This window comes from Bradyrhizobium sp. S3.7.6 (assembly GCF_054061875.1).
On record NZ_JBSSEQ010000001.1, the window covers coordinates 5,936,763 to 5,962,947 of the forward strand.

General features: G+C 63.7%; 23 protein-coding genes and 1 pseudogene. 12 read left to right on the plus strand and 12 right to left on the minus strand.

All coding sequences use genetic code 11. The features are described from left to right. Positions 1-14: 14 nt before the first annotated feature. From ACVJ5M_RS29380 to ACVJ5M_RS29390, 3 genes are read right to left on the minus strand one after another with little or no spacing between them, the layout of a single operon-like run. Complete coding sequence (locus ACVJ5M_RS29380) at positions 15-1,082, minus strand: enoyl-CoA hydratase/isomerase family protein (protein WP_063983815.1); 1,068 nt, start codon at positions 1,080-1,082, stop codon at positions 15-17. Continuing rightward, positions 1,079-2,224, minus strand: a complete 1,146-nt coding sequence (locus ACVJ5M_RS29385; protein ID WP_063983816.1) for an isobutyryl-CoA dehydrogenase — start codon at positions 2,222-2,224, stop codon at positions 1,079-1,081. Before ACVJ5M_RS29385 ends, ACVJ5M_RS29380 begins: the two co-directional genes overlap by 4 nt. Positions 2,225-2,247: 23 nt before the next feature. Continuing rightward, the gene (locus ACVJ5M_RS29390) at positions 2,248-3,744 is read right to left on the minus strand and encodes a CoA-acylating methylmalonate-semialdehyde dehydrogenase (RefSeq protein WP_063983817.1); all 1,497 of its coding nucleotides are present in this window, start codon (positions 3,742-3,744) and stop codon (positions 2,248-2,250) included. A gap of 101 nt (positions 3,745-3,845) precedes the next feature. On the opposite strand from ACVJ5M_RS29390, the gene ACVJ5M_RS29395 reads away from it, so the two are divergent. Further along, positions 3,846-4,766, plus strand: a complete 921-nt coding sequence (locus tag ACVJ5M_RS29395; protein WP_063983818.1) for a LysR family transcriptional regulator — start codon at positions 3,846-3,848, stop codon at positions 4,764-4,766. 95 nt (positions 4,767-4,861) lie between these two features. Here ACVJ5M_RS29395 and ACVJ5M_RS29400 read toward each other — a convergent pair whose 3' ends face one another. Beyond that, entirely contained in the window at positions 4,862-5,482 is a 621-nt protein-coding gene (locus ACVJ5M_RS29400; RefSeq protein ID WP_063983819.1) for a TetR/AcrR family transcriptional regulator, read from the minus strand. A gap of 69 nt (positions 5,483-5,551) precedes the next feature. Then, a complete protein-coding gene (locus tag ACVJ5M_RS29405; RefSeq protein ID WP_063983820.1) occupies positions 5,552-6,082 on the minus strand; it encodes a PaaI family thioesterase in 531 nt (176 codons plus the stop codon). A gap of 153 nt (positions 6,083-6,235) precedes the next feature. On the opposite strand from ACVJ5M_RS29405, the gene ACVJ5M_RS29410 reads away from it, so the two are divergent. The 3 genes from ACVJ5M_RS29410 (at position 6,236) to ACVJ5M_RS29420 (ending at position 9,911) form a co-directional block, all read left to right on the plus strand. Further along, on the plus strand, positions 6,236-7,006 hold the full coding sequence (locus tag ACVJ5M_RS29410; RefSeq protein WP_063983821.1) for an enoyl-CoA hydratase: 771 nt from the start codon (positions 6,236-6,238) through the stop codon (positions 7,004-7,006). 299 nt (positions 7,007-7,305) lie between these two features. After that, on the plus strand, positions 7,306-8,502 hold the full coding sequence (locus ACVJ5M_RS29415) for an acetyl-CoA C-acyltransferase (protein ID WP_063986435.1): 1,197 nt from the start codon (positions 7,306-7,308) through the stop codon (positions 8,500-8,502). Positions 8,503-8,615: 113 nt separating this feature from the next. Further along, entirely contained in the window at positions 8,616-9,911 is a 1,296-nt protein-coding gene (locus tag ACVJ5M_RS29420) for an MFS transporter (RefSeq protein ID WP_063983822.1), read from the plus strand. Here ACVJ5M_RS29420 and ACVJ5M_RS29425 read toward each other — a convergent pair. From ACVJ5M_RS29425 to ACVJ5M_RS29435, 3 genes are all read right to left on the minus strand, one after another. Next, positions 9,908-11,311 carry a carbohydrate porin gene (locus tag ACVJ5M_RS29425; protein ID WP_063983823.1) on the minus strand — a complete coding sequence of 468 codons (1,404 nt, stop codon included), beginning with the start codon at positions 11,309-11,311 and terminating at the stop codon, positions 9,908-9,910. The two genes, ACVJ5M_RS29420 and ACVJ5M_RS29425, sit on opposite strands and share 4 nt — an antisense overlap. A gap of 21 nt (positions 11,312-11,332) precedes the next feature. Continuing rightward, positions 11,333-12,349: a transporter gene (locus ACVJ5M_RS29430; RefSeq protein WP_231144625.1), complete on the minus strand. Its 1,017-nt coding sequence runs from the start codon at positions 12,347-12,349 to the stop codon at positions 11,333-11,335. Between the two features lie 115 nt (positions 12,350-12,464). After that, complete coding sequence (locus ACVJ5M_RS29435; protein ID WP_063983825.1) at positions 12,465-13,247, minus strand: acetoacetate decarboxylase; 783 nt, start codon at positions 13,245-13,247, stop codon at positions 12,465-12,467. Between the two features lie 220 nt (positions 13,248-13,467). On the opposite strand from ACVJ5M_RS29435, the pseudogene ACVJ5M_RS29440 reads away from it, so the two are divergent. Both ACVJ5M_RS29440 and ACVJ5M_RS29445 read left to right on the plus strand, forming a co-directional pair. Next, positions 13,468-14,641 (plus strand): annotated as a pseudogene (locus tag ACVJ5M_RS29440) (patatin-like phospholipase family protein). Between the two features lie 471 nt (positions 14,642-15,112). Beyond that, positions 15,113-15,913, plus strand: coding sequence for a type 1 glutamine amidotransferase domain-containing protein (locus ACVJ5M_RS29445; protein ID WP_063983827.1), 801 nt, complete (start codon positions 15,113-15,115; stop codon positions 15,911-15,913). A gap of 117 nt (positions 15,914-16,030) precedes the next feature. Here the strand turns inward: ACVJ5M_RS29445 and ACVJ5M_RS29450 are convergent, their stop codons facing one another. From ACVJ5M_RS29450 to ACVJ5M_RS29465, 4 genes are all read right to left on the minus strand, one after another. Continuing rightward, positions 16,031-16,684 (minus strand): TadE/TadG family type IV pilus assembly protein, encoded by a 654-nt coding sequence (locus ACVJ5M_RS29450; protein WP_028157690.1) that lies wholly within the window; start codon positions 16,682-16,684, stop codon positions 16,031-16,033. Continuing rightward, a complete protein-coding gene (locus ACVJ5M_RS29455) occupies positions 16,684-17,241 on the minus strand; it encodes a TadE/TadG family type IV pilus assembly protein (RefSeq protein WP_063983829.1) in 558 nt (185 codons plus the stop codon). Before ACVJ5M_RS29455 ends, ACVJ5M_RS29450 begins: the two co-directional genes overlap by 1 nt. Before the next feature lie 10 nt (positions 17,242-17,251). After that, positions 17,252-18,676 carry a TadE/TadG family type IV pilus assembly protein gene (locus ACVJ5M_RS29460; RefSeq protein WP_063986436.1) on the minus strand — a complete coding sequence of 475 codons (1,425 nt, stop codon included), beginning with the start codon at positions 18,674-18,676 and terminating at the stop codon, positions 17,252-17,254. Positions 18,677-19,056: 380 nt separating this feature from the next. Next, entirely contained in the window at positions 19,057-19,851 is a 795-nt protein-coding gene (locus ACVJ5M_RS29465) for an IclR family transcriptional regulator (protein WP_063983830.1), read from the minus strand. Between the two features lie 237 nt (positions 19,852-20,088). Between ACVJ5M_RS29465 and ACVJ5M_RS29470 the strand changes: the two genes are divergently transcribed. From ACVJ5M_RS29470 to ACVJ5M_RS29495, 6 genes are all read left to right on the plus strand, one after another. After that, positions 20,089-21,249 carry an aminotransferase class V-fold PLP-dependent enzyme gene (locus ACVJ5M_RS29470; protein WP_187387730.1) on the plus strand — a complete coding sequence of 387 codons (1,161 nt, stop codon included), beginning with the start codon at positions 20,089-20,091 and terminating at the stop codon, positions 21,247-21,249. A 29-nt stretch (positions 21,250-21,278) separates the two neighbouring features. Then, complete coding sequence (locus ACVJ5M_RS29475) at positions 21,279-22,175, plus strand: amino acid ABC transporter substrate-binding protein (RefSeq protein WP_063983832.1); 897 nt, start codon at positions 21,279-21,281, stop codon at positions 22,173-22,175. A 62-nt stretch (positions 22,176-22,237) separates the two neighbouring features. Next, positions 22,238-23,032 (plus strand): amino acid ABC transporter permease, encoded by a 795-nt coding sequence (locus tag ACVJ5M_RS29480; protein ID WP_063983833.1) that lies wholly within the window; start codon positions 22,238-22,240, stop codon positions 23,030-23,032. Continuing rightward, a complete protein-coding gene (locus ACVJ5M_RS29485; protein WP_063983834.1) occupies positions 23,029-23,721 on the plus strand; it encodes an amino acid ABC transporter permease in 693 nt (230 codons plus the stop codon). Before ACVJ5M_RS29480 ends, ACVJ5M_RS29485 begins: the two co-directional genes overlap by 4 nt. 40 nt (positions 23,722-23,761) lie before the next feature. Further along, positions 23,762-24,529, plus strand: a complete 768-nt coding sequence (locus ACVJ5M_RS29490; RefSeq protein WP_063983835.1) for an amino acid ABC transporter ATP-binding protein — start codon at positions 23,762-23,764, stop codon at positions 24,527-24,529. Positions 24,530-24,700: 171 nt separating this feature from the next. Next, positions 24,701-26,176 carry an FAD-binding oxidoreductase gene (locus ACVJ5M_RS29495; protein ID WP_231144624.1) on the plus strand — a complete coding sequence of 492 codons (1,476 nt, stop codon included), beginning with the start codon at positions 24,701-24,703 and terminating at the stop codon, positions 26,174-26,176. The last annotated feature ends 9 nt before the right edge of the window (positions 26,177-26,185 follow it).

Consider the following 26,185-nt stretch of genomic DNA (forward strand, 5'->3'; position numbering starts at 1 on the left):
AGACGTTTCGTTGATTAGTTGAACTTCAGTTCGTCGGCGCCGATCTCGGCGAAATACGGCGCAATCATCGCCGGCGTCACGTCCTCGATGCGCGGCGGCGACCAGGTCGGATTGCGGTCCTTGTCGATCACGGCCGCGCGCACGCCTTCGCGGAAATCGTCGCTGCGGAAGACCTCCAGCGCAGCGCGATATTCGCGCACCAGGCACTCTTCCAGGCTCGATGCGGTGCGCGCGAGCCGCAGCAGCTTCAACGTCACCACCATGCCGCGCGGCGATTTTTCGTTGAGCGTCTTCAGCGTCGACTGCGCGAACTCCGACCCGTCGCGCTTGAGCGCAGCGACGATGTCCTCCATGCGGTCGAAGCCGAACAACGCGTCGATAACAGGCTCTTTCGCGGCGACCGGCCCCGCGGTCTCCCCGGTCGCAAAACCGTTGATGAGCTTGCTCACGTCGGCTGCGGTCGCCCCGGAACGAGTCCTTGTCAGAGCCTCGCGCAGTTCCGGCAATTTCACCGCCGGCACGACAGCATCGGCGAACTTCGCATGGATTGCATCGGGCCCGTTCATGGTCTGGCCGGTCAGGCCGAAATACGTGCCGATCTCGCCCGGCGAGCGCGACAACAGAAAGGTGCCGCCGACATCGGGGAAGAAGCCGAGCCCGACCTCGGGCATCGCGAGCCTGGTGCGGTCGGTGACGACGCGGTGGCTGGCATGGGCGGAGAGCCCGACGCCACCGCCCATCACGATGCCGTCCATGAACGCGACATACGGTTTCGGAAACTTCTTGATCCGGGCGTTGAGGATGTACTCCTCACGCCACAGGATCTTGCCGAGGTCACCATTGACCTTCGAGCTTTCCCAGAGCGTGCGGATGTCGCCGCCGGCACAGAGGCCGCGCTCGCCGGCCCCCTCCAGCAGGATCACGGCGACGGCCGGATCAGTCTCGAAGCGGTCAAGCGCGGTCTCGATGTCCCGAAACATCTCCAGCGTCACGGCATTGATGGCCTTGGGGCGGTTGAGCCGGATCACCCCGGCTGCGCCCTCGACGCGGGCGACCAGATCGCCCTCCTCCACTGAACTCATCGCGCGCCCTCGATCAATTTGCGCGCCACGATGAGCCGCATGATTTCATTGGTGCCTTCGAGGATCTGGTGCACGCGCAGATCGCGCACGATCTTCTCGATACCGTATTCGCTGAGATAGCCGTAGCCGCCATGGAGCTGGAGCGCCTGGTTGGCGACCTCGAAGCCGACGTCGGTGCCGAAGCGCTTTGCCATGGCGCAGAGCATGGTGGCATCGGGGTCCTTGCGGTCGAGCGCCGCCGCTGCGCGCCACAGGAAGGTGCGCGCGGCCTCGAGCTCGATCGCCATGTCGGCGAGACGGAATTGCAATGCCTGGAATTCGTCGAGACGTTTTCCAAAAGCCTTGCGCTCCTTCATGTAGGTGCGCGCCTTGTCGAGCGCGGTCTGCGCGCCGCCGAGCGAGCATGCGGTGATGTTGAGGCGGCCGCCGTCGAGGCCGGCCATCGCGATCTTGAAGCCGATGCCCTCCTCGCCGAGGCGGTTGGCGACCGGCACGCGCGCGTTCTCGAACATCACGGCGCGGGTCGGCTGCGCATTCCAGCCCATTTTGCGCTCATTGGCGCCGTAGGAGACGCCGGGCGTGTTGCCGTCGATCACGAGGGTCGAGACGCCGCCGGCACCGTCACCGCCGGTTCGGACCATGGCGACAAGAAGATCCGTGCCGCCGGCGCCGGAGATGAACTGCTTCTGGCCGTTGAGGACGTAATGATCGCCGTCACGCACGGCACGGGTGCGCAGCGCTGCCGCATCGGAGCCGGCGCCCGGCTCGGTCAGGCAGTAGCTCGCGATCAGCTCCATCGAGCAGAGTTTCGGCAACCATTTGTGGCGCTGGGTGTCGCTGCCGAAGGCATCGATCATCCAGGACGCCATGTTGTGGATGGAGATGAAGGCCGAGGTGGTCGGACAGCCCGTTGCCAGCGCCTCGAAGATCAGCGCCGCGTCGAACCGCGTCATGGCGGAACCGCCGACATCCTCGCGGATGTAGATGCCGCCCATGCCGAGGGTCGCCGCCTCACGCATCACGTCGACGGGGAAATGCTTTTCCTCGTCCCAGCGCAGCGCGTGCGGCGCGATCTTCTCGGCCGCAAACGCCAACGCCATGTCGCGAACCGCGACCTGATCCTCGTTCAGAGCGAACTGCATCCCCGGCCTCGCTCTTGAGAGGGTTACTTCATCAGCGGGATCGAGAACTCCGCACCTTCCTTGACGCCGGACGGCCAGCGCGAGGTCACCGTCTTGGTCTTGGTGTAGAAGCGCACCGAGTCCGGGCCGTGCTGGTTGAGATCGCCGAAGCCCGACTTCTTCCAGCCGCCGAAGGTGTAGTAGGCGATCGGCACCGGGATCGGCACGTTGACGCCGACCATGCCGACATTGACCTTGGCCGCGAAGTCGCGCGCGGCGTCGCCGTCGCGGGTGAAGATGGCGACGCCGTTGCCGTAGTCATGATCCGACGGCAACGCCAGCGCTTCCTTGTAGTCGTGCGCGCGCACGACCGAGAGCACGGGCCCAAAGATTTCTTCCTTGTAGATCCGCATGTCCTTGGTGACGTTGTCGAACAGCGAACCGCCGAGATAGAAGCCCTTCTCGTAGCCCTGCATCTTGAAGCCGCGGCCGTCGACGGCGAGCGTCGCGCCTTCCTTGATGCCGATGTCGATGTAGCTCTTGACCTTCTCGACCGCCTCGCGCGTCACCAGCGGACCGTAGTCCGCCGACGGATCGATCGAGGTACCGATCTTGAGCGACTCGACGCGCGGGATCAGCTTTTCCATCAGCCGGTCGGCGGTGGACTTGCCGACGGGGACCGCGACCGACACGGCCATGCAACGCTCGCCGGCCGAGCCGTAGCCTGCACCGATCAGCGCGTCGACCGCCTGGTCCATGTCAGCGTCGGGCATGATGATGGCGTGGTTCTTGGCCCCGCCGAAACACTGGCAGCGCTTGCCGGTCTGGGCTGCGCGCTCATAGATGTATTGCGCGATCGGCGTGGAGCCGACGAAGCCGATGGCCTTGATATCGGGATCGTCGAGGATGGCGTCGACAGCTTCCTTGTCGCCGTTGACGACGTTGAGGATGCCAGCCGGCAGGCCCGCCTCGATCATCAGCTCGGCGAGCATCATCGGCACGCCGGGGTCGCGCTCGGACGGCTTCAGGATGAAGGCGTTGCCGCAGGCGATGGCAGGGGCAAACTTCCACATCGGGATCATCGCCGGGAAGTTGAACGGCGTAATGCCCGCAACGACGCCGAGCGGCTGGCGCATGGAATAGATGTCGATCCCGGGGCCGGCGCCTTCGGTATATTCGCCCTTCATCAGATGCGGGATGCCGCAGGCGAACTCCGCGACTTCGAGGCCGCGCTGAATGTCGCCCTTGGCATCCGGCACGGTCTTGCCATGCTCACGCGCGAGCAGCTCGGCGAGCTTGTCGTAGTCGCGCTGCACCAGCTCGACGAATTTCATCATGACGCGGGCCCGGCGCTGCGGGTTGGTCGCGGCCCATTCCGGCTGGGCGGCACGGGCGTTCTCGACCGCGGCGCGGACCTCGGCCTTGGACGCCAGCGCCACCTTGGCCTGGACGTCGCCGGTCATCGGCTCGAAAACGTCGGCAGTGCGGCCCGAGGTGCCCTTGACCTCCTTGCCACCGATGAAATGTCCGATTGAACGCATGGAATGATCTCCTGAGGTCGAGCGTGAACGCTTTGACAAATCCTATCGACCTGCATTTTATAGGATTCAAGTCTGAGATAATGCACCATAGATGTGCGAAAATGCTGGATCAAGGTAGCATCGACTGGGACGACTTCCGCTTCGTGCTGGCCATCGTGCGGGGCGGCTCGGTTTCGGCTGCGGCTAAACAGCTCGGGGTCGACCACGCCACCGTGATCCGCCGCGTCGACCGGCTGGAGAGACACCTCTCGGCAAAGCTGTTTGACCGGCGCAAGACCGGCTATCTCCTCACCGAGGCCGGCCAGCGCGTCGCCGACAGCGCGGAAGCCATGGAATCGACCATCGTCGCCAACCAGGAGCAGGTCGGCGGCTCGGTGGCACGGCTGACCGGAACGGTGCGGATCGGCGCGCCCGACGGCTTCGGCACCGCCTTCCTGGCGCCGCGGCTGGCGCCATTCGCCGACCGCTATCCCGACCTCGATCTGCAACTTGTGGCCACCGCGCGGCTGTTCAGTCTCTCCAAGCGCGAAGCGGATATCGCGATCAGCCTGACCATGCCGAAGGAAGGCCGCATCGTCGGCCGCAAGCTCCTGGACTACCGGCTCGGGCTTTATGCGGCGCCGGCCTATCTCGACCGTTTCCCGAAGATCACCTCGCGGCAGGATCTGCCGCAGCATCGCTTCGTCGGCTACATCGAGGAGCTGCTGTTCACGCCCGAACTCGACTACCTCCCGCAGGTATCGCCGCGGATTTCGGCGCGCTTCCGTAGCGCCAATCTGATCGCGCAGCTCAATTCCACACTCGCGGGCTTCGGCATCGCCGTGCTGCCACACTTCATGGCGAGCGACTACCCGCAGCTGGTGGCGGTTCTGCCGGAGGAGATATCGATCACGCGGACGTTCTGGATGCTGATGCACGCGGACAGCAAGGATCTGGCGCGGATCCGCGCGGTGGCCGACTACATCGGCGAGATCGTGGAGCGCGAGCGGGCGTTGTTTGCGGGGGTAACGACGGTCTCCTAGGGTGGGCAAAGCGAAAGCGTGCCCACCATATCTGTTGCAGGCGTGGACAGATGGTGGGCACGGCGCAAGAGCGCCTTTGCCCACCCTACCGCATCTCAGCTCTGCTTCGCCTTCTTCGCCGCCGTCACCTTCGGCTCGCGCTTCGCGCCATCGAGCGCGCTGTCCTTGCCGGCCTTCAGCACCTCGTCCGACAGTTCGCTGGATCCTGCGATGCGCGCCAGCAGCATGGTGCCGGCCATCGTAGCCAATGTCGCGATGGCCTGCTTGCGCGCGGCCTTGCGCGGCAGGTTGGGGATGAAATCGGTCATCATCTCGACCATCTCGTCGAGCTTTCCGGCAAAGGCCTTGCGCGTCTTCGGGCTCTCGCGGGCGATCTCGGCGCCGAGCGCGGGAATCGAGCAGCCGTGGCCGGGATTGTCCCGATGCAGCGCCGAAAGATAGGTCTCGACGATCTGGGTCAGTTGCTTTTCGGGCGCGACCTGATCGGACTGCTTGCGCCAGTGCTCCATCGAGCGGTCCATGGCGTAGGCAAAGGCCTCGATCACCAGCGCCTCGCGCGAGTCGAAATGCGCGTAGAAGCCGCCATGGGTCAGGCCCGCCTCCTTCATGAGGTCGGCGACGCCGATGCCGTGAGCGCCCTTTTCGCGCAGCCGCACGGAGGCCTTCTTCACGATTCGGTCGTGGGTTTCCTGCTTGTGTTCCCGGGAATAGCGCATGCGGGTCTCATTGAATGTCGGAGATCATCTCATAACACAGAAATGGACCAGGCGGTGCATTAATTCATGTTAAGTTGTCGCGCCGATCATGGAAAAGGTTGCAGTTGCATGGACTGCGAGCGCACCCTTGCCGTCGCGGACAAAGCCCTCGGTGTAGCTGGTCTGGCGTCCCAGCTTGATGATCTTGCCTTCGGCCGAGATCAGCCCGGAACGGACCGACAGCGGGCGCAGGAACGTCATTTTCAGGTCGAGCGTCACTGACGACTGCCCGGCCTCCAGCCGCGTCGAGATCGCGCAGCCCATGGCGGTATCAATCAGCGCCGCGGCGGTCGCGCCGTGCAGGAGGCCAATGGTATTTTCGAGATCCTCGCGCGGCTCAAGTTCCATCACGATCCGGCCCGGCTCGACCACGGCCATGGTGAAACCGATCAATTTTGCGAAGGGCGGCGGCGGCAACCGGCCGTCGCGGATTCCCAGCATCGCGTCCATGCCTGAAAGCCCCATCGCTACTTTTGCAACCGGCGCAGGCACCTGCCAGTCCACCACGCGCTCACGCCGCTGCGCGGGCGAAAACAGGTCGAGTTGATCGTTACAGGTCATGGCGGCCTCTTTGTATGATGTATGTCATACTATGTCACGAACTTCGCCATGGCAACTCCGTCCCCCACCCGCTTGACAAGCAGGGCGTTTCGGCACCGAAGTGATCCCGACCCGCGCGCCTCGCGCATGTCCACGAAACTCCGAGATGCTCCGATGGAAATGCTCAACAATCACTGCGGCGTGACGCGCGATGCGCGCGGCGTCGTCCATGTCGCGATCTGCAACGCCGGCCCGCTCAACATTCTGGGCTCGCCCGTCACCGATGCCGTGCGCGAAGGCCTGCAGACCCTCGCGACTGACCGCAGCATCCGCGTCGTGGTGCTGCGCGGCCAGAGCGAGAAGAGCATGATCGGCGGAGCCGACATCAAGGAGATGGCCAAGCTCGACCAGAAGTCGGCCGAAGCCTTCATCAGCCGCCTGGGCGATCTCTGCGAGGCCGTGCGCCAATTCCCGGCCCCCGTGATCGCGCGGATGCCGGGCTGGTGCCTCGGCGGTGGCCTCGAAGTCGCCGCCGCCTGCGATTTCAGAATCGCTGCACACGATGCGCATTTCGGCATGCCGGAGGTCCGCGTCGGCATCCCCTCGGTGATCCACGCCGCCCTGCTTCCGCGCCTGATCGGCTGGGCCCGCGCCCGCTGGCTGGTGATGACGGCGGAGAACATCGACGCGCCGACGGCGCTGGCCTGGGGACTGGTGGACAAGGTCGCGCCGGAGGGTGGATTGGATGCCGAGGTCGAACACGTCGTGAAGGCGCTGCTCGAATGCGGCCCCGAGGCGCTGCGCTCGCAAAAGGCGCTGCTGCGGCAATGGGAGGAACTGCCGCTGACGGAGTCGGTAAATCTCAGCGTCAAGGTGTTCGGCGAGTCGTTCCTGTCGGACGAGCCGACGCGGCTGATGCAGGCTTTCGTAAACAGGAAGCGGTAGGCTGCCTCCACACTGACGGTGTCATGCCCCGGCTTGACCGGGGCATCCAGTACGCCGCGGCTCATCGGTTCGATCACCACCGCCTCTGGAATACTAGATCGCCCGATCAAGTCGGGCGATGACAGTGCCGTGCGGAGCGACCGCCACGCCAAAGTCCGCGACAGTCACGTCACCCCCTCCAATCGAACGACCAAATCTCATCCGAACCACGACAATTTCTCATGCCGGCTGCGGTTGCATTTTTTGCGCCGCATCATATGATGATCATAATCTTTTCCGTCATCGCTGGGAGTTTCATCATGGCCGAAGCCGCCGATCCCGTCGTCATCGTCTCCGCCGCCCGCACCCCGCTCGGCCGCTTCATGGGCGAGCTGTTGCCGCTGGCGGCACACAAGCTCGGATCGCATGTGATCAACGCCGCGCTGGAGCGCGCCAAGCTTGCGCCCGAGAAGGTGGATGAAGTTTTCATGGGCTGCGTGCTGCCGGCCGGACAAGGCCAGGCGCCGGCGCGACAGGCGGCACGTAGCGCCGGTCTGCCCGACGCCACGGGCGCGACCACGGTCAACAAGGTCTGCGGCTCCGGCATGAAGGCGACCATGCTGGCGCACGACATCATCCGCGCCGGCTCGGCCGAGATCGTCGTCTCTGGCGGCATGGAGAGCATGAGCAACGCGCCCTATCTGCTCGCCAAGGCCCGCGGTGGCTACCGCGCCGGGCACGACCGCATCATCGACCACATGATGATGGACGGGCTGGAGGATGCCTACGAGACCGGCCGTTCCATGGGCGATTTCGGCGAGGCCACCGCGGAAGCCTATCAGTTCACCCGCAAGGACCAGGATGCCTATGCGATGGAGACGCTGAGCCGTGCGCGCAAGGCGGTCGAGAGCGGCGCGTTCAAGGCCGAGATCGCGCCGATCACGCTGACCGAGAAAGCAGGCCCTCGCATCGTCGCCAATGACGAGCATCCGCTGAAGGTCGATCCTGCGAAAATCCCCGGATTGAAGCCGGCGTTCCGCGCCAACGGCACCATCACGCCGGCCGCCTCCTCCGCCAATGCCGACGGCGCCGCGGCGCTGGTGCTGACGAAGCGCTCGCTGGCTGATCGCAACGGCCTGCCGGCAATCGCCGAGATCAAGGGCCACGCCACCCACAGCCAGGAGCCGCAATGGTTCACGACGGCTCCGATCCCGGCGATCCGCAAGCTGCTCGACAAGGTCGGCTGGAGCGCCGGCGATGTCGACCTGTTCGAGATCAACGAGGCCTTCGCCGTGGTGGCGATGGCGGCGCAGCGCGACCTCGGCATCCCGCGCGAGAAGCTGAACATCAACGGCGGCGCCTGCGCGCTTGGCCATCCCATCGGTGCCACCGGCGCGCGGCTGATTGTGACGCTGCTGCACGCGCTCGAGGCGCAAAACCTCAAGCGCGGCGTTGCGGCACTCTGCATTGGCGGCGGTGAAGCCACGGCCATCGCCGTGGAGCGTCTGACGCACTGACCTAGATACGTCCGAAAATGAGGGAACTCTGTCATTTTCGACAGACGCGTCCCGTGCCATTCTACAAGCTCGTGCAGGTGTCTCAAAGCCTGCCCATCAAACATTGAGGCCCAATGATCTCGAACTGGCTCGCGGCGACACTCGGCCGCCGCAATATCCACTACGGCTGGGTGATGGTCGGCGTGACCTTCCTCACCGCGCTGATCAGCGCCGGCACGGTCGGCGCGCCCGGCGTGTTCATCGTCCCGCTTCAGCAGGAGTTCGGCTGGAGCACGGCGCAGATTTCCTCCGCGCTGTCGATCCGCTTCATCCTGTTCGGGCTGATGGCGCCGTTCGCGGCCGCCCTGCTCAACCGCTACGGCCTGCGCAACGTCACGCTGGCCGCCCAGCTCATCGTCGTTTCCGCGCTTGTGGCTTCGCTCGGCATGACGCAAGTCTGGCAGCTCGTGTTGCTGTGGGGCGTCGTGATCGGCATCGGCACCGGCATGACCGCGCTGGTGCTGGGCGCCACCATAGCGACGCGCTGGTTCGCCGCGCGGCGCGGCCTCGTCGTCGGCATCATGACCGCGAGCGTCGCCACCGGCCAGCTCGTATTCCTGCCGCTGCTCGCAAGCCTGACCGAACGTTACGGCTGGCGGCTCGCGCTCGGCTTCGTCTGCATCGCGCTCGGCGTCTCCGCCGTGGCGGTTCTCCTTGCGATGCGCGACCGGCCGAGCGATGTGGGCCTGCGCCCATTCGGCGACGAAGGCACCGAGCCCCTGCCGGCCCCTCCGGTCAGCCATGGTTCGATCACCGGCGTGGCACTCGGCACGCTGCGCGACGCCTCGAAGTCGCGCGCGTTCTGGATCCTGTTTGCGACCTTCTTCGTCTGCGGCGCGTCGACCAACGGCCTCGTCCAGGTGCACCTGATCCCGATGTGCCTCGATTTCGGGATTCCGCAGGTGCAGGCCGCAGGCCTGCTCGCCGCGATGGGCATCTTCGATTTCTTCGGCACGATCATGTCGGGCTGGCTGTCGGACCGCTACGACAACCGCTACCTCCTGTTCTGGTACTACGGCCTGCGCGGGCTCTCGCTGATCTTCCTGCCGTTCAGCGACTTCTCGTTCTACGGGCTGTCGATCTTCGCGATGTTCTACGGCCTCGACTGGATCGCCACGGTGCCGCCGACCGTGCGGCTCACCGCGCAGAAGTTCGGGCCCGAGCGCGCCAATCTGGTGTTCGGCTGGATCTTTGCCGGCCATCAGCTCGGCGCAGGCACTGCGGCGTTCGGTGCCGGCTTCTCGCGGACGGTCTATGAGAGCTACCTGCCCGCGTTCTTCATCGCCGGCGCGCTCTGCGTGTTCGCCTCGCTGATCGTTCTGGCGCTGTCGCGGCAACCGAAGGCCGAGCCGAAGCCGGCGATGGCCTAGTACCTGATCGTGGTGGTGACGCCGAACACTGCGGCGTCACCGATCCGCGAAACGCCGGTCGGATCGTTCGGATTGGGGATGCCGCCGGAGGGCCGGAACACGTATTGGAAGTAAGGCGCGATCAGCCAGCCCGGCTTGATATGCGCCTCGTAGATCATCTCGATCAGCGTCTCGTTGCTGCGCACCGGACTCTGGATGCCGGTGAAAGCCTGCGTATCAATGTCAAGATTGCGCGCGGTGTTCGAAATCCGCATATAGGCCATCGCCACGCCGAAGCGATCGAGCGGACGGCCTGGCGTGAAGCCCACGAAACCGATGCCGCCGTCCACATAAAGGTCGATCAGATTGCGGTCCGGCGGGCTGTAGGCAATGCGGCCGAACGCGGTGACGCCCGGAAGCGAGGCTGACGTGGTGTTGTCCTTCACCTCCGGCGGGCGATAGAGCACCTGCTCGATGACAGCGAAGATACCGTAATTGCCGCGAAGTCTTGCAGGCACACCGCTTCCGCCGGGATCGGCGATCGAGAGCCCCTCGGCCGTAAAACGCTGGCTGTCGAACGAGCCGTAATGCTTCCAGGCGCCCGGCGTGAAATTGCCGGCGAGCGGCCGGCCGCCGATATCGATGTCGTAGTTGAAGCGGACCTGCCCGATCACCCACGGCGGATCGTTGACCCGGAACGCCAGGCCATGATGGTCGCGCAGCTGCGGATCCTGATCGCCCGGACCCGACGGATCGCCGTTGAACACCGCACCGAACGCGGTGATGTTGTCCGTCAGCGCCGCCTTGATGCGGATACCGGGCACAGCGATCGGCGGTGCCGGGCCGCCGGCCGGAAGGTTGCTCGCCTTGATCGCGGGCCAGCCGAAGGTGCCGTTGATGAAGAGGTCGTCGGTCTGGCTGTCGAAGAACTCGACGTCGGCGGCCTGCTGGCCGGCCCTGATGTTCAGGCGGTCGCCAAAGAAGCTCTGCTCGAAATAGGCGTTGTAGAGCCGCTGGTCCGGCAATGCCTCGATCTCGCTGATGGTGGCGAGGTTCATCACGTAGTTGCGGCTCAGCCCCTGGCCGTAGATCACGAACGCATTGGCGTAGAAGCGGCCGCCGGCCCAGCCGACGAGCTTGTCGAGATCGGCATCGACCGAGAGATCGAGGCGCCCGAAATGGATGGCGCCGCGCTTCACGCCGCCGGAGACGTTGGCGATGTTGTCGGCGATATAGGTGGCGCCGAAGTTCAGGCCCTTGTTGGCAAGCCCGTCATGCCATTCGTTGAACCATTTCGGCGCCAGCCATTCGGCCGCGCTTTCGTCCTTGGCGCCGGCGAGCGCGCCGGTGCTCGCCACCGTCGAGGCCAGCACGATCGCGGCCGCATTTCGCAGCGGAAATCTGTGGGACGTCCCGATCACGGCTGATACCGGCTGCGTACGCTACCTGAAGATACCCGTGCGCCGCATGAACAGATAGGCCGCGCCGACCGACGAGGCCATCAGGAGCGCCGCCCAGAGAAATCCGCTCTCGACGTCGGTGAGCGGCAGGCCCTTGGTGTTCATGCCGAAGATGCCGGTGATCAGGGTCGGCGGCAGCAGCAGCGAGGTCACGATGGAGAGCGTGTGGAGGTGGTGGTTGCTCTCCTCCTCGTTCTTGAAGCGCAGCTCCTCCTCGAGCAGGCGGCTGCGTTCGCGGAGCTCGACGATGTCGTGATCGAGCCCGTCCAGCCGCTGCGCCAGCTTGCCGGCGTGAATGCGCAAGGCCGGCGCGAGATGATCGGTGTTCTTCTGATCGAGGCGGTGGAACAGCACGCGCAGGCCGGTGAGCTGGCGATGCAACCTGACGCAGGTCCGGCGCAGCCGGCCGAGATTGCGGCGCATCTCCGGCTTGGCGTCGTCGGCCAAAATCCGTTCCTCGATGTCGTCGATCTCCTGGCCGAGCTTGTCCGCCATCCGGTCCAGCGTATCGGCGACCTCGTCGACGATCTTTTCCAGGAGATGGGCGACGTTGTCGACGCGGTAGCCGCCTTCGAGCACGCGGCGCGTCGCATCGGCCGAGCACAGCGCCTGATGCCGGCCGCTGACGAGAAGATGCTCGGTCATGGCGAAACGCAGGAACGCGGTCTCCTCCGTCGCGCTGTCGATGTCGCGCACGAGATCGGAGAAGACGCCGTAGACGCAATGGTCGATGACGTGAAGCTGCTGGAAAGTGTCGTTGGACAGCAGGAGGTCACGCGCGAGCGGCGGCAGCTGTGACGCCGCGATCCAGGGTCGTGCGCGCGTATCGGTCAGGTTGAAATGCAGCCAGAGCCGGCCGTCATGGCTGAACTCGATCGGCTGGTCGATCGGCAGCGCCTCGGCACTGCCGTCGCCGTGCAGCCGGAACGCCCAGACCAGGCCGGGAATGACGGGCACGGTGTCCGATATCGTGCTGACAAGCTTCGCCGGCTCAGCCATGGCCAACCCCAACCGTCAACAAATGCCCCGCTTCCGGAAGATGGCTGACGGCATCTTCCGGACTTCTCGCGGGTACTCAATTACGGCTTTGTTACAGTTTGATGATGGTGCCGCCCTACTCTGCAGCGAGCCCCGTCGCGGCCATCGCCTCGGCCTCCTTGACGTAGTCGTGCACGACGCGGCCGAACGGCAGCGTGAGATCGGCGATGTAGTGGTGCGCGCCCAGGCAGCGGCGGACCGGGAAATCCGCGACCGGCGCGTTGACATGCGGCACCAGATGCAGCCGGCCGGGCCCCATCCAGGAGCCCTTCGGCACGATGTCGATGAGGTTGATCGCGACGAGTTGGCAAACTTCGAGACGGCCGTCGACGCCCGGGATCATCTTCAGATTGATCTGCGTCTTCGACAGCGTCGCACGGGTGCGATCGCCGTTGCCGGCCATGCTCTCGTGCTTGTAGCCCATCGTGCCCATGGCGACGAGCTGACCGGCATATTCCAGCGTGCCAGTCAGCGTGTCCTTGACGATCTCGAGTTTCGGATGGGCATATTTCTTGGGAAAGCCCCAGATCTCGCGGCCCGCCGCGATCGGCGGATCATCATCCAGATACATCTGCGAGACGAAATTGACCTCCTCGCCGTTGAGGCGCGCGGGGATGACGAGGCCGGATTCGGTGTAGCTGCCGAAGCCGGAGGAGTCCGGCATCTTGATCCATTCGTAGTGCACGATCGGCTGGTCGATCGGCTCCAGCGGCTCAGGCAGGCCGGCGCGGATCAGCTCCGGATCGGTCTCGTAGGTGATGACGAGGAATTCGCGGTTGACGAAGCGATAGGGCCCGGCCGGATAGCTCGGCCCCGCCGCCGGCATGGACGGAAGTCTCAGCACGTCTTCCCTGCGCATCCTGATCTCCTGTGTGTGGTGCCCGCCCGGCGGCGTCAGGCCTGGACCGCAAATTGCTAGCCGCCGTCATTGACTGCGATGTGAAGGATTTCCGTCAGGCGCACGACCTCCCGCCATTTCCGCTGCGGTCGGCCTGCATGCAGACGACGCATCGGCGCTGAAATTGTCATCACGCCGTCACTGCCGGACGCAATCGTTTGGTCCACGCTAGGAGGCACCCATGGACGCCCGCACGTCGCAACCGGCTCATCAGACGCATCAGCCTCCCGCACGGGGCTGGCGCCCCGAACGCTGCGACCGCGTCGCGCTGGTGCTGCAAGGTGGCGGCGCGCTCGGCGCCTACCAGGCCGGCGTCTACCAGGCGCTGCACGAAGCCGGCATCGAGCCCGACTGGGTCTGCGGTGTCTCGATCGGTGCAATCAACTCCGCCATCATCGCCGGCAACAAGCCGGAGAAGCGGCTGGAGGCGCTGCGCATCTTCTGGGAGCGCATCACCAATCGCAAGATCTGGCATTACACGCCCGACGGCGACATCTTCCGCCAGTGGCGCAATCTCACCAGTGCGTGGATGACGTCGGCGATGGGCCAGCCCGGCTTCTTCACCCCGCACCAGGTCAATCCCTGGTTCAGCCCGGTCGGCGCGCACCGCCACCAGCTATTACGACACGATGCCGCTGAAGGAGAGCCTGCTGGAGCTCGTCGACTTCGACCTCATCAACGAGAAGAAGGTCCGTTTCGCGGTCGGCGCGGTCAACGTGCTCTCGGGCAACTTCATCTATTTCGACAACTCCCATGACGAGATCGAGCCGGAGCACATCATGGCCTCCGGCGCCCTGCCCCCGGCGCTGCCGATGGTGCGGATCGGCACCGATCATTTCTGGGACGGCGGCATCGTCTCCAACACGCCGCTCCAGCATCTGCTCGACCAGGAGGATGCGCTCAACTCGCTGGTGTTCCAGGTCGACCTGTTCAGCGCACGGGGCGTGCTGCCGCGCTCGATCCAGGACGTAATGGCCCGCCACAAGGACATCATGTATTCCTCGCGCACGCGCCACAACACCGACGTCTACCGCCGCACGCACAACCTCAAGGTTCTGCTCTACAAGGCCCTGGCGAAAGTCCCGGACGAGCAACTCTCCGACGAGGATCGTAGCCTCAAGGCAAGCCTGCGCAACATGCCGGAGATCGCGATCCTGCACCTGATCTATCAGCAGAAGGCCTATGAGGGCGACGCCAAGGACCACGAATTCTCGGGCACCTCGATGCGCGAGCACTGGACAAGCGGCTACGAGGACACCAAGCGCACCCTGAAGCGCCGCGACTGGATCAAGATGCCCGAGGAAGGCATGGGCCTCGTGGTGCACGACGTGCACCGGGAGACGGAGAGCGCGTAACGGGCGCTCTTCAGACGGACCGCTCCAAACAAAAACTGCGAAAACAACCCCATGCACAGTAGCCGGCGCGTGGCGGATCAATGACTTACGTTTTACCGAAGTCAACTTGACTCGTCGGGCAAAACAGGAGCATGATGGCATCATTGCAAAATCGCACGATGCATCCGCTCCAGGCCGATCGCGCCACATGGTCAGACGGCGCCGCATCCCCTAAATTGCGCGCGGAATGACGTTGGGAGGCTGGCTTGCGCGCCGTCAGCGAAGCCGCTTACTTCTTCGACAGCGACAGATTATTCCCTCCGCAGGAGCCTTCGGGGCGAGCTTGCGGAGCGAAGCGGCGTGCTCCGCCCGATCTGCTCCAGCCGTTGCTTGAAACGCCAGAACGGTCGTCGCGGCAGGTTGCCGTTCGCGTCGGCCGGATTGTTATGAAGTTCTAACCGCAAGACGATCAAGCAAATCGCAGGAGACACCATGTCCAAAGGAAAAGTGCTCGTTGTCGGCTCCAATGCCACCCGTATCGAAATCCAGGGCGGCGGCACCGGACCGACCGGCCAATACCTCAATGAAACCGTCGTGCCGGCGATGGCCGTGATCGATGCCGGCTACGAGGTGGTGCTGGCGACGCCGAACGGCAAGCAACCGTACATCGATCCGGCCTCCGATCATGCGGCCCATTTCGGCGGCGACGAGAAGGCCTACCGGCGGGGACGCGACTTCTTCGACAAGGACCCGGCGATGACCAACGTCCATACGTTGCGCGCGATCGTGGACGGAGGACTGGATCAATATGCCGCCGTTTTTGTCCCCGGCGGGCAGGGCCCGGTCGTCGACCTCATGCAGGATCCCGAGCTCGGCAAGATTCTGCGATATTTCCACGAACGGAAGAAGATCACGGCGCTGCTCTGCCACGGACCGATCGCAACTCTGGCCACCCTGCCCGACGCCAAGGCCTATCGCGCCGCCCTGATCGCCGGCGACAAGGCCAAGGTCGCGGAGCTGGGCAAGGGCTGGCAATATGCGGGATACAAGATGACGGTGTTCACCGCCTCGGAAGAGATACCGATCGAGGAGCAGTTCCTGCACGGCAAGATCTACTTCACCATGCCGGACGCGCTGGGAGCTGCGGGTGCCGAGGTCAGCCGAAGCGCCGTCGACTTCGAGCCTTACGTCGTCGAGGACCGCGAGCTGATCACCGGCCAGAATCCGCGGTCCGACCATCCCATCGCGGCAAAGCTGATCGCAGCGCTCGACCGCGCCACTGTGGCGGCGTAAGCGTCTACTCCAATGTCATCCGGCCCTGTGCGCAATTGCGCACAGGGGCCGGGAGGAAATCGGGACGGAAGCGTGCCTCAGCGGCATCCGGCTTCTTTCGGACCGCGTTCCGTGAAACTAACAGGTCTTCTGCTGCAAGTGCTGCACGCAGGTGCAGGTCTTCGCCGCCGGATATTTCACGTCGTAATAGGGAAAACTCGACGTGGCGGGGGTGTTCGTCGAGCAGCGGGGGAACAGGTAATAGCTGTCGGACAGCTTCACCGTGCCGGCGATCGTGAAGCCGAGGTTGGGCGCGTAGTCGTAGGACACCTCGCTCAGAATGAGCGAGATGTTGGCATTGCTGGTGCCGCCCGGCGCGGTAAAGGACGACAAGGTCATCTGCTGACCGGCGGCCCTCGCACCCGACGTACTGGTCGACTTGCTCCATTGCACCGTCGCGTTGCCATTGCTGTCGGTCGAGACCTCGGAGACCGTGATCGTCATCAGCGAGGTGCTGCCGTTCTTGATGGGATAGGGAGCCATGATGGAGCTCGCCGCAGCGAGAATGCCGTCCATCTGGGTCGACGTGACGGCCGTGTTCTGCGAGATCATGTCGGCAACGCTGTGCGCAGTCGCGCTGACCTTGACGTTCATGGCGAGCCCGTTCCCGAGCTCGACGCCGCCGACATAGAGCACCAGCATGAACGGTGTCACGATGGCGAACTCCGTCGCTGCAACAGCGCGTACATCGGTCAACATCTGCCGAGCGCGAGACGACAGGGCGGAGATCATCAGGTAGCTCCTGGCTCGTTCTGGAACGCGGCGGACGACATGAGCAGCCGGTTGCCATTGCTAAGGTTCGAGAGATTGAAGCCGAGCGGCCCGAGCACGACCGGCCAGACATACATGACGCGGAGAACGACGATATCGCCGGAATCGCCCGGATTGTATTGCCAGCTGTTGGTCACATTGCCCGAGCCGTCGAAGGTCAGCGTGGGCGTCGCCGTGTTCGCGGAAGACCAGGACGTTGCGACCTGCATGTCGACCATCAGGCCGCTGCAATTGAACAGGATTACGATCTGATCGCAGACCTTCTGCTTGAAAACCGCCTGGTTCATCTGCGCCGACTGAACCTGCCCCGTCATGACGAGACGCGCCGACTGGCGCACCACGGTTTCAAGCATCTGCTGGGCAAAGAAAACCAGAAACGTCTGGATGAGCGCGATGATGAGGGCGAGAAACGGCGCGGCAACGAGCGCGAATTCGACGGCCGTGGCTCCGCGGCTATCGCCGGCGAAGGCGGCCCAGCGGTTGCGGCATCTTTTCGTTGTCGTGACCTGTCGGGTCATGGCGCCTTCCCTACTGCACGAGGCTGGCCGTGCTGGATGCAACCTTGATGAACAGGTTGGTCAGCGCCGCGGAAATGTCGCCACCTGTCTGCACGCTCGCATACAGACCGGGCGATGCGCACGATTGCAGCCGTGTCGCGATCGTGCCGGTCGACGAGGATGGATTGTTGAACTGCGAGATGCGGCTCGTGTACCAGCTGTCGCTCAGCTGCAGATACTCGGTGTAGAGGACCGCGATGCGAATGCCGCGGTTCTTGATCGTCGTGCAGACCGTCGTGTCGAGCGGTTGCTGGCACCGCAAGGTCGTCGAGTTGGCTGTCGGAAGCGCATAGGTGGCATTGGGGTCGCAGGAGCCCCCCGTCTTCGGGATGAGCTTGTCCTCGACGCCGTCGGTGACGAGGAAGACCACCTCCTGCGGCGTATCGCCCTGTTGGTTGGTGCCGGTGCCCGGCGCAGGCATCACGGTGTTGACGCCCGTGAGCCCGCCCGAGATGTCCGTGCCGTAGTCGGTGGTGTAGGTGCAGTTGCCCTTGCTATCGACAATGGGGCAGTTCTGGTGGTCGACCGTCAGGAGCTGAATGTTGTTGATCTTCGTGGCGGCGGTGTCCGGCGTGGTCAGCACCTGAATCGTGTTGAGGGCGTAGTCGAAGGTGTAGATGGCGGCCTTGTAGGTCGTGTTGTTGAGCGCCGACATGCACTGCATGACGCCGCCCGTCACACCCGCCTGCGGGCACGTCCAGGGTCCCTTCAGCAATTGCGTAACGGCGTTGGTCACGAGATCGATGCGCAGCGTGATGTTGTTTGCGCGTGCGACGGTGAGATTGTCCTTGTTCGTCGAGCTGGCAGTTGCGTTGTTGGGACGCGCCTCATGGCAGGCGAACGAGCAATTCTTCGCGTAGCTGGGCTGGTTCTTCGTGGCCGCGATCATGTTGGTGATGTCGGCCTGCGTCGCGGCAAGCGCCATCGACGGCGAGTCGTCCAGCAGCAGGTAGAAATTCATGTTGGGCGCACTCGACGCCTTCGCCGTTGAGGAGCCAGAGACGTCCCAGGTCTGCCTGCCGAGAACGCTGGGGAAATTATTGACGGACTGCGCGGTGTAGGAAACCGTGATGCTTCGTGCGAGGCCGGAATCCGTGACGGTGATGGTCGGCGTCGGCGTCGCCGTCAGACCGGGAAGATTCGCCTTCGCTGCAAAGACGGCTGCGGCGGTCGCCTGGACGACCGTCTTGTCGGTCTGGGTCAGCATCGCCGGCCGCACGGCTGCGATCGCGGCCGCGTCGGCGGCTGCGTTCAATTGCTCCCGCTTGCGGACGGCCTGCGTGTAATCGAGCGTCATGCCCAGGAGAAAGACGATCGGCACCATCGTGAGGGCGAAGATAACGGCGATGTTGGCCTTCCGGTCTCTTGCGAAACGGAGCACTACCCGGCGGAGCATGACCTTCATCCTGATTGCCGTCGTGGCGGCAGAGAGCAATTCCTAAAGTCTTTTGATCGGGGCAACCGGTGGGATTACCGCTGCCGGTCAGCCCGCCAATCGCAGGCTGGAATATGGATATGGCCTTCTTAATCAACACTTACGGGCAATCCACAAACAGGGAGTGCAACGGAGTGAGATGTTCCATATCGAGAAGACATCATTAACGTCGGTTAAACGCGATCGCAGAGATTGAGGGGTAAGCGGCCTCAGGTGCGGTCGATACGGCCTCAACGCCGGCGCTGGCGGGTGCGTCCGGTGGGCTGCGCAGCATCAGCGCGCAGCAGGCACGTCGGTCTGGTTAAGGACGGCTATGGCACAGAGGCCAAGGCATCATGCCGTCATTGGGCATCTGCGCCATCGTCGTCTTCAACTTGCAGAATGGTGTCGGATAGCAGAGCGGCGGCCTTTTGAAGCGGCGCTATGAACCGGTCCAGTTCGGCGAAGCTCACGCGGGCCACCGGTACAGAGACGCCGAGGCAAGCGATCAATTCCCGATCCGGTGACAGAATGGGGACGGCGCACCCCACCACCCCCTTGACGTACTCTTCGTTTGTCTTGGCCCAGCCGCGTTGTCGCGTCTCCTCGAGAACCTTCATCAGCGCGTGGACATCGACGATCGTCGTTTCGGTGAATTTGGTCAGGGGTAGCGCGCGGCACAGCTTCGCCCGGATCCGCTCGGGCAGTCTGCTCATATAGATCTTTCCGGTCGACGTGCAGTGTAACGGCGCCGCTTCCCCCGGATTGAACTGAAGACCTTGCGGCTCCGAAACGCGAACGCTGTCGACATAGGCAACGACGTTGTCGCGTACGACGCCGATCTCACACTGTTCGCCGATTTCTCCCGCGACCGCCCGAAGCACCGCATGCCGCCGCGCAGTACGAAACGCAGCGCCGATGACGGTGGCCGACAGTGTGACGAGCTGGTTGCCCACAACGTACCGCTTGGTACCCAACGCCTTCTGAAGCAGTCCGCGGTCTTCGAGGTTTCCGATCAACCTGTGTGCCGTTGGAAGCGGCAGCGAAAGAGCCTTTGCGATCTCCGCGGCCGAGACGGCTTTGCGCTGGTCGGCAACATGCCGAACGATCGCGAAAGCCCGATCCAACGGTCCTTCCTTCCCAATTCGCTTCGTCATTTCCCACCCGGCCAAAACTGGAAGTGAAATCAAGATCAACGCCGAGTATTATCATTTTTCGGAATAAAACCTATTGAAATTCGACATAATCGATTGTCGAAATCCTGAAAGCTCATATTCTTGGCGTCACCGGCGATTGACCAGAAATTGTGCAGTGCGGTCTCGCCGTTCCGAAAATCGCGCTCCGCCGCTTGGCCGGGAGCCAAGTTCTGCCGGCGCGCTCAACAGGAGATGTGCATGTCTCGTCATTACGACGTGGACGCCGTGAGGAAGGAATTCCCCGCCGTCGAACGGATGGTCTATCTGGATTCCGGGTTTCAAACGCCGCTCGCGCGTCCCGTGAAGGCCGCGATCGAGCTTTTCCTTCGCGAGGGCTTCGAGACAGCCGGTCCGAAGAGCATCTGGCTCGATCGGGTCGAGCAGACCCGTGCCAAGGTCGCCCGCTTTCTCGGCGTGACGGCGGATGAGATTGCCTTCACGAAAAACACGTCGGAAAGCATGAACATTGCGGCAAACGCACTGCCGCTACAGGCCGGCGACAACGTCCTGATGATCCACGGCGATCACCCGAACAACGCCTACGCGTTCCTCAATCTGCAACGGAAGGGCGTCGAGGTCCGCTTCATCCCGATGACGGAAATCGTCGACGCCGACAGCTTTGCTCCCTTCATTGACGAAAGGACGCGTGCGATCTCGATGTCGCATGTGACTTTTCACGCCGGTCACCGCTTTGACATCGAGAGCGTCGGCGCGATGTGCGTCAGGAACAAGCTCCACTTCGTGGTGGACGTGATGCAGGCCATCGGAGTCGTGCCTGTTAACGCCAAGGCGATCGGCGCAAGCTTCATCGGCTCCGGCAGCCACAAGGGATTACTGGTTCCGCAAGGGCTCGGGCTGCTCTATTGGGACAAGACGCTCAAGGAGCTCGAGCCGGCCTACCTGGCGGCTGCGAGCCTCGCCGAGATCCCGAGCGATCTCATCGCGCGTGCCGACGGGATGGCGCCCTCGCCGGCCGCCAGGCGCTTCGAGCTGGGCAACTTCAACCTGCCCGCAGTCCACGCCCTCGGTGCTTCGCTCGACATGATCGAGCAGATCGGGGTGCAGAACATCCAGAACCACTGCTTCGATCTCGGCGATCACCTGATTGCACGCCTGGACGAGCTGGACGTCCGCCTCGTTGGTCCGCGCGAGCGCAAGCATCGCGCGCCGCACATCTACGTCATCGCCCTGCCCGCGGCAGACTGGCTCGGCCATTTCGAGGAGAACGGCGTGCGCGTGTCGCCCGAACGAGATGGCATTCGCGTCTCGCTCGGCATGTTCAACACCGCCACCGACATCGATCGCCTGATCGACGTCATCCGCCGGCGAGGGCTCGGACGCCCGTCCGTCGCAGCTTGAGTCTGACAAACGATGGGAAGGCAAAAACCATGAAGAAGCTCGTTCAGCTCTTGGGACTTCTCCCGGCGCTCCTGGCTGTCAACGCAAGCCCGGCCGCGGCAGCCGACAGCCCGACGCTCGACAAGATCAAATCCAGCGGATCGATCACGATCGGCTACCGTGAGGCTTCGATACCGTTCTCGTACCTCGGGCCGGATCAGAAGCCCATTGGCTTCTCGCTCGATCTCTGCGCGGCGATCGTCGATCGCATCAAGGATGAGCTGAAGTTGCCCGGTCTGAAGGTCAACTACACGCCGGTGAACTCCTCGAACCGGATTCCCCTGATCCAGAGCGGGACTGTCGACATCGAATGCGGCGGCACCGCCAACGACAAGAAGCGGCAGGAACAGGTCTCGTTCTCGGTCGCAACGTTCGTCAGCCAGCCGCGCTGGCTCGTCAAGGCCGCCAGTGGCGTGAAGACCGCCGGCGACCTGAAGGGCAAGACGGTTGTCGCCACGCAAGGCTCCAACGCAGTCGGTTTCGCGCAGAGCGTCAACGCCAAGGAGCAGCTCGGCCTCAACATCGTCCAGGCCAAGGACCATGCGGAGTCCTTCCTGATGCTAAATACCGGCCGTGCCGTCGCCTTCATGGAGGACGATATCCTTCTCGCCGGGCTCAAGGCTGCGGCGCCGAATCCGGACGCGCTCCTGTTCCTTTCCGAGGGTTACGCGAAGATCTACTATGGACTGATGTTCACGAAGGGCGATGCCGGCTTCAAGAGGCTCGTCGACGACGTTCTCTCCAAGCAGATGGCATCCGGCCAGTTCGAGAAGACCTACGCGAAATGGTTTACCAGGCCGATCCCGCCCAAGGGTGAGAACCTCGCATTCCCGCTCACCGACGAGTTGATGGAGCGGATCGCACATCCCAGCGATGCCGTCGACTGATTGACGGAGCTGATCGTCCCGGAAAGTCATCCTCGTCCGCACCTGCAACCCGGAGGCTCGCGATGTTCGGAGTGCTTTTTGAACAGGCGGCAGACGGCCAGCGCTATATCGACTGGCTTCTGTCGGGTCTCGGTTGGACCCTGGCTCTGGCCTTCTTCGGCTGGTGGATCGCCTTCGGTATCGGCGTGTTCGTCGGCGTGGGCCGCACAGTCCAGAATCGTTTCGTCTCGATTCCGGCCCGGCTCTACGTCGAGATATTCCGAAACATCCCTGTCCTGGTGCAGATGTTCCTCTGGTACTTCGTTTTCCCGGAGGTGGTGCCGACCGCGCTCGGAAATGCCATCAAGCAGATGCCGCCGCCTTGGGCATCGTTCTTCCCGGCTCTCCTTTGCCTCGGACTCTACACGGCGTCTCGGATAGCCGAGCAGGTCCGGGCCGGCATCGAAGCGCTTCCTAAGGGGCAGATCGAGGCCGCCAACGCTCTCGGCCTCAGTGGCTACCTCACCTATCGGTACATCGTCGTGCCGCAGGCTCTGCGCCTGATCGTGCCGAGCCTCACCAGCGAGGTGATGGGAATATACAAGAACACCTCCGTCGCACTCACGATCGGCTTGATGGAGCTGACCGCACAGGCGCGCCAGATCAGCGAGGCAACGTTCCAGACATTCTCGGCATTCGGCGCGGCGACGATCATCTATCTTTGCCTGGCGCTGGTTGCATATCAGATCATGACGCTCATCGACAAAGCCTTCAGGATCCCGGGTAGCGCCCCGGTGAAGCTCACTGCTGAACAGGATCTCGCCGCCGACATGCAGCAAGGCAGCGCTCTGCCTGGCGCCATGGAGACCGTGAAATGAACACCCTCGATTTCTCGATCGTCGCGCAGTCGTGGCCTTATCTCTGGTCGGGCCTGCTCTTCTCGCTTTCGCTCACGGCGGCCGCATTCGCCATCGGCATGGTCCTCGGAACCTGTCTTGCGCTGGTACAGCACTTCGAGGTCCCGGTGTTCGCCCAGATCGTCCGCGGCTACGTCGCGATCATCCGGTCGATCCCGCTGATCCTGGTTCTCTTCTGGTTCTTCTTCCTGGTGCCGATCGTGCTTGGGCACCTGAGCGGCAACGGCCGCCCGATCCCGATCGGGGCGACCTACACGGCGTTCATCACCTTTGGCTTGTTTGAAGCCGCCTACTACTCCGAGATCATCCGCGTTGGACTGCGGGCCGTGAACAAGGGGCAGTTCGAGGCCTGCCAGGCGCTCGCGCTGTCGACCTACGACACCTACCGCCATGTCGTTCTGCCGCAAGTCCTTCGCGTGGCGAGCCCGATCATCCTGAGCCAGACGATCATCCTGTTTCAGGACACGTCTCTCGTTTACGTGCTGTCGTTGACGGATCTTCTGGGCGCGGCTTCCAAGCTCGCACAGCTCAATGGACGTCTCGTCGAGATGTACCTCGTCGTCGCGGTGGCCTACCTCGTGATCAGCTCGGTGGCCTCCCAGTGCGTCGCCACCCTTCGCAAGCGATATGGCCTTGCCACGGCACGGTGATCATCGAGATAACAAACGGCCTCGTATTCGGGAGACGAACATGCCTCAAGCGACTGTCAGCAATGCTACGCAGCCCAATGCAATCGTCCTCGTCGAAAACGTGATGAAACGATTCGGCGCATTCAATGCGCTGAACGACGTCAATCTCAGGGTCGGCAAGGGCGAGAAGATCGTCCTGTGCGGCCCTTCGGGCTCCGGCAAGTCGACGCTCATCCGGTGCATCAACCATATCGAGAAACACGACGGCGGCAGGATCGTCGTCGACGGTGTCGAATTGAGCAACCGCATGGCCGACATCAACAGCGTGCGCTGCGAGGTCGGGATGGTCTTTCAGAGCTTCAACCTCTTTCCGCACCTCACGGTTGCCGAGAACTGCATGCTGGCTCCGATGAAGGTTCGCGGCATCTCGCAGGCGGAAGCGCGCGATCGCGCACTCGGCTTGCTGCGGAAGGTCCGCATTCAGGATCAGGCGGACAAGTATCCCGCACAATTGTCGGGTGGCCAGCAGCAACGCGTCGCCATCGCGCGGGCGCTGTGCATGCAGCCCAAGATCATGCTGTTCGACGAACCGACGTCCGCTCTCGACCCCGAGATGGTCAAGGAAGTGCTGGACACCATGGTCGAGCTGGCGCGAGATGGAATGACGATGGTCTGCGTGACGCACGAGATGGGATTCGCCCGCGAGGTCGCCGATCGGGTCGTCTTCATGGATCGCGGAAGCATCGTGGAGGAAGCGGATCCGGAGACATTCTTCCGGGCTCCGCGCACGGAACGGGCGAAGGGCTTCCTGAACCAGATCATCCACTAGGATCCCGCTCGGCCGAGACCAGGCGCCGTCGGTAACGGCAGCTGCTCGACGCGTTCGTCCACGGTCCCCCGCTTCGAGACATATTGCCATTAGACTCCCCGCCGCAAACGTGGAGAATACCCCCGCACGTCACGTGCGCAGTGCACACCAAGATGCGCCAGGGGAAACAAAATGCCGGCTGCCTTCCCGTCCTCCCTACCCACCATCCCGACCGCTCCTTTGACCGCCCGGATGCGCGATGCGCTGCGCGCGATCGTCGGCGAGAAGGGCCTGATCGAGGACGAGCACGGCAAGCAGCCGTTCGTCACGGATTGGCGCGGATTGCTGGTTGGCGGCGCGGGCGCCGTCGTTCGTCCTGGCAGCACCGAGGAAGTCTCGAAAGTCGTCCGGCTTTGCCACGAGCACGGCGTCGCGATCGTGCCGCAGGGTGGCAACACCGGCCTGATGGGCGGTGCCACGCCCTGGCCGGCGCACACCGGCATCGTGCTGTCGCTCGGCCGCATGAACCGCGTGCTGGACGTCGATGCCGTCGGTTACGCGATGACGGTCGAGGCCGGCTGCGTTCTCCAGACGCTTCAGGAGACCGCAAGCCGTCACGACAGGTTCCTGCCGCTCAGCCTTGGCGCCCAGGGCTCATGCATGATCGGCGGCAACCTGTCGACCAACGCCGGCGGCGTGCAGGTGCTCCGCTATGGCAATGCCCGCAATCTCGTCTTGGGGCTCGAAGTCGTGCTGGCCAACGGGGACATCTGGGACGGACTGCGTGCGCTCAAGAAGGACAACACGGGCTACGACCTCAAGCACCTTTTCATGGGCGCCGAGGGAACGCTGGGCATCATCACGAAGGCCGTCCTCAAGCTGTGGCCGGCGCCGAAGGACGTCTGCACGGCGTGGCTGGCGATCCGCGATCCGCGCGCGGCGCTGGAGATCCTGTCCGAAGCCCATGCTGCGTCAGGGGACAATGTCGGCTCCTGCGAGCTGATGAGCCGCAGCGCCATCGACATGGTGCTGCGCCATATTCCCGGCACCCAGGATCCTCTCAAGGCGGACACGCCATGGTACCTCCTGCTTGAATGGTCGTCCTCGCGGGCCCGACAGGACGGGACCGAGGGCATGACCGAGAAGCTGGAGCAGTTTCTCGCTTATCAGCTCGAGGCCGGCCGCGTGCTCGACGCGGCATTGGCGCAGACGGTCGGTCAATCGCGCAACATGTGGCGCATCCGGGAAAGCGTCGCCGAGGCCTCCCGTGCCGAGGGGCCGGGACTGAGCTACGACGTGTCGGTGGCCATCTCCAGGATTCCCGGGTTCATCGACCAGGGGCTCAAGGCCGTGTTCGACATTCTTCCGACCATTCGCCCCTATCCTTTGGGACACATCGGCGACGGCAATCTGCATTTCTCGTTCATGGGCCCCAAAGGCATGGATCAGCAGACGCTGACCCAATATTCGTCCGCCATCACGCGGGCCGTGAACGATCTCATCACCTCCATGGGCGGCTCGATCTCGGCGGAGCACGGCATCGGCATCGACAAGCTCGACGAGCTCAGTCACTACCGCTCGAAGACCGAGCTCGACATCATGCGCACCATCAAGCGCGCGCTCGATCCGCAAAACATCATGAATCCAGGCAAGGTGCTGCGGCTGTGATCGACGCCG

Coding starts and splice junctions, on each gene's coding strand:
- ACVJ5M_RS29380 (WP_063983815.1), bottom strand. CDS start 1,082: ATGAGTTCAGTGGAGGAGGGCGATCTGGTCGCCCGCGTCGAGGGCGCA.
- ACVJ5M_RS29385 (WP_063983816.1), bottom strand. CDS start 2,224: ATGCAGTTCGCTCTGAACGAGGATCAGGTCGCGGTTCGCGACATGGCG.
- ACVJ5M_RS29390 (WP_063983817.1), bottom strand. CDS start 3,744: ATGCGTTCAATCGGACATTTCATCGGTGGCAAGGAGGTCAAGGGCACC.
- ACVJ5M_RS29395 (WP_063983818.1), top strand. CDS start 3,846: ATGCTGGATCAAGGTAGCATCGACTGGGACGACTTCCGCTTCGTGCTG.
- ACVJ5M_RS29400 (WP_063983819.1), bottom strand. CDS start 5,482: ATGCGCTATTCCCGGGAACACAAGCAGGAAACCCACGACCGAATCGTG.
- ACVJ5M_RS29405 (WP_063983820.1), bottom strand. CDS start 6,082: ATGACCTGTAACGATCAACTCGACCTGTTTTCGCCCGCGCAGCGGCGT.
- ACVJ5M_RS29410 (WP_063983821.1), top strand. CDS start 6,236: ATGGAAATGCTCAACAATCACTGCGGCGTGACGCGCGATGCGCGCGGC.
- ACVJ5M_RS29415 (WP_063986435.1), top strand. CDS start 7,306: ATGGCCGAAGCCGCCGATCCCGTCGTCATCGTCTCCGCCGCCCGCACC.
- ACVJ5M_RS29420 (WP_063983822.1), top strand. CDS start 8,616: ATGATCTCGAACTGGCTCGCGGCGACACTCGGCCGCCGCAATATCCAC.
- ACVJ5M_RS29430 (WP_231144625.1), bottom strand. CDS start 12,349: ATGGCTGAGCCGGCGAAGCTTGTCAGCACGATATCGGACACCGTGCCC.
- ACVJ5M_RS29435 (WP_063983825.1), bottom strand. CDS start 13,247: ATGCGCAGGGAAGACGTGCTGAGACTTCCGTCCATGCCGGCGGCGGGG.
- ACVJ5M_RS29445 (WP_063983827.1), top strand. CDS start 15,113: ATGTCCAAAGGAAAAGTGCTCGTTGTCGGCTCCAATGCCACCCGTATC.
- ACVJ5M_RS29450 (WP_028157690.1), bottom strand. CDS start 16,684: ATGATCTCCGCCCTGTCGTCTCGCGCTCGGCAGATGTTGACCGATGTA.
- ACVJ5M_RS29455 (WP_063983829.1), bottom strand. CDS start 17,241: ATGACCCGACAGGTCACGACAACGAAAAGATGCCGCAACCGCTGGGCC.
- ACVJ5M_RS29460 (WP_063986436.1), bottom strand. CDS start 18,676: ATGCTCCGCCGGGTAGTGCTCCGTTTCGCAAGAGACCGGAAGGCCAAC.
- ACVJ5M_RS29465 (WP_063983830.1), bottom strand. CDS start 19,851: ATGACGAAGCGAATTGGGAAGGAAGGACCGTTGGATCGGGCTTTCGCG.
- ACVJ5M_RS29470 (WP_187387730.1), top strand. CDS start 20,089: ATGTCTCGTCATTACGACGTGGACGCCGTGAGGAAGGAATTCCCCGCC.
- ACVJ5M_RS29475 (WP_063983832.1), top strand. CDS start 21,279: ATGAAGAAGCTCGTTCAGCTCTTGGGACTTCTCCCGGCGCTCCTGGCT.
- ACVJ5M_RS29480 (WP_063983833.1), top strand. CDS start 22,238: ATGTTCGGAGTGCTTTTTGAACAGGCGGCAGACGGCCAGCGCTATATC.
- ACVJ5M_RS29485 (WP_063983834.1), top strand. CDS start 23,029: ATGAACACCCTCGATTTCTCGATCGTCGCGCAGTCGTGGCCTTATCTC.
- ACVJ5M_RS29490 (WP_063983835.1), top strand. CDS start 23,762: ATGCCTCAAGCGACTGTCAGCAATGCTACGCAGCCCAATGCAATCGTC.
- ACVJ5M_RS29495 (WP_231144624.1), top strand. CDS start 24,701: ATGCCGGCTGCCTTCCCGTCCTCCCTACCCACCATCCCGACCGCTCCT.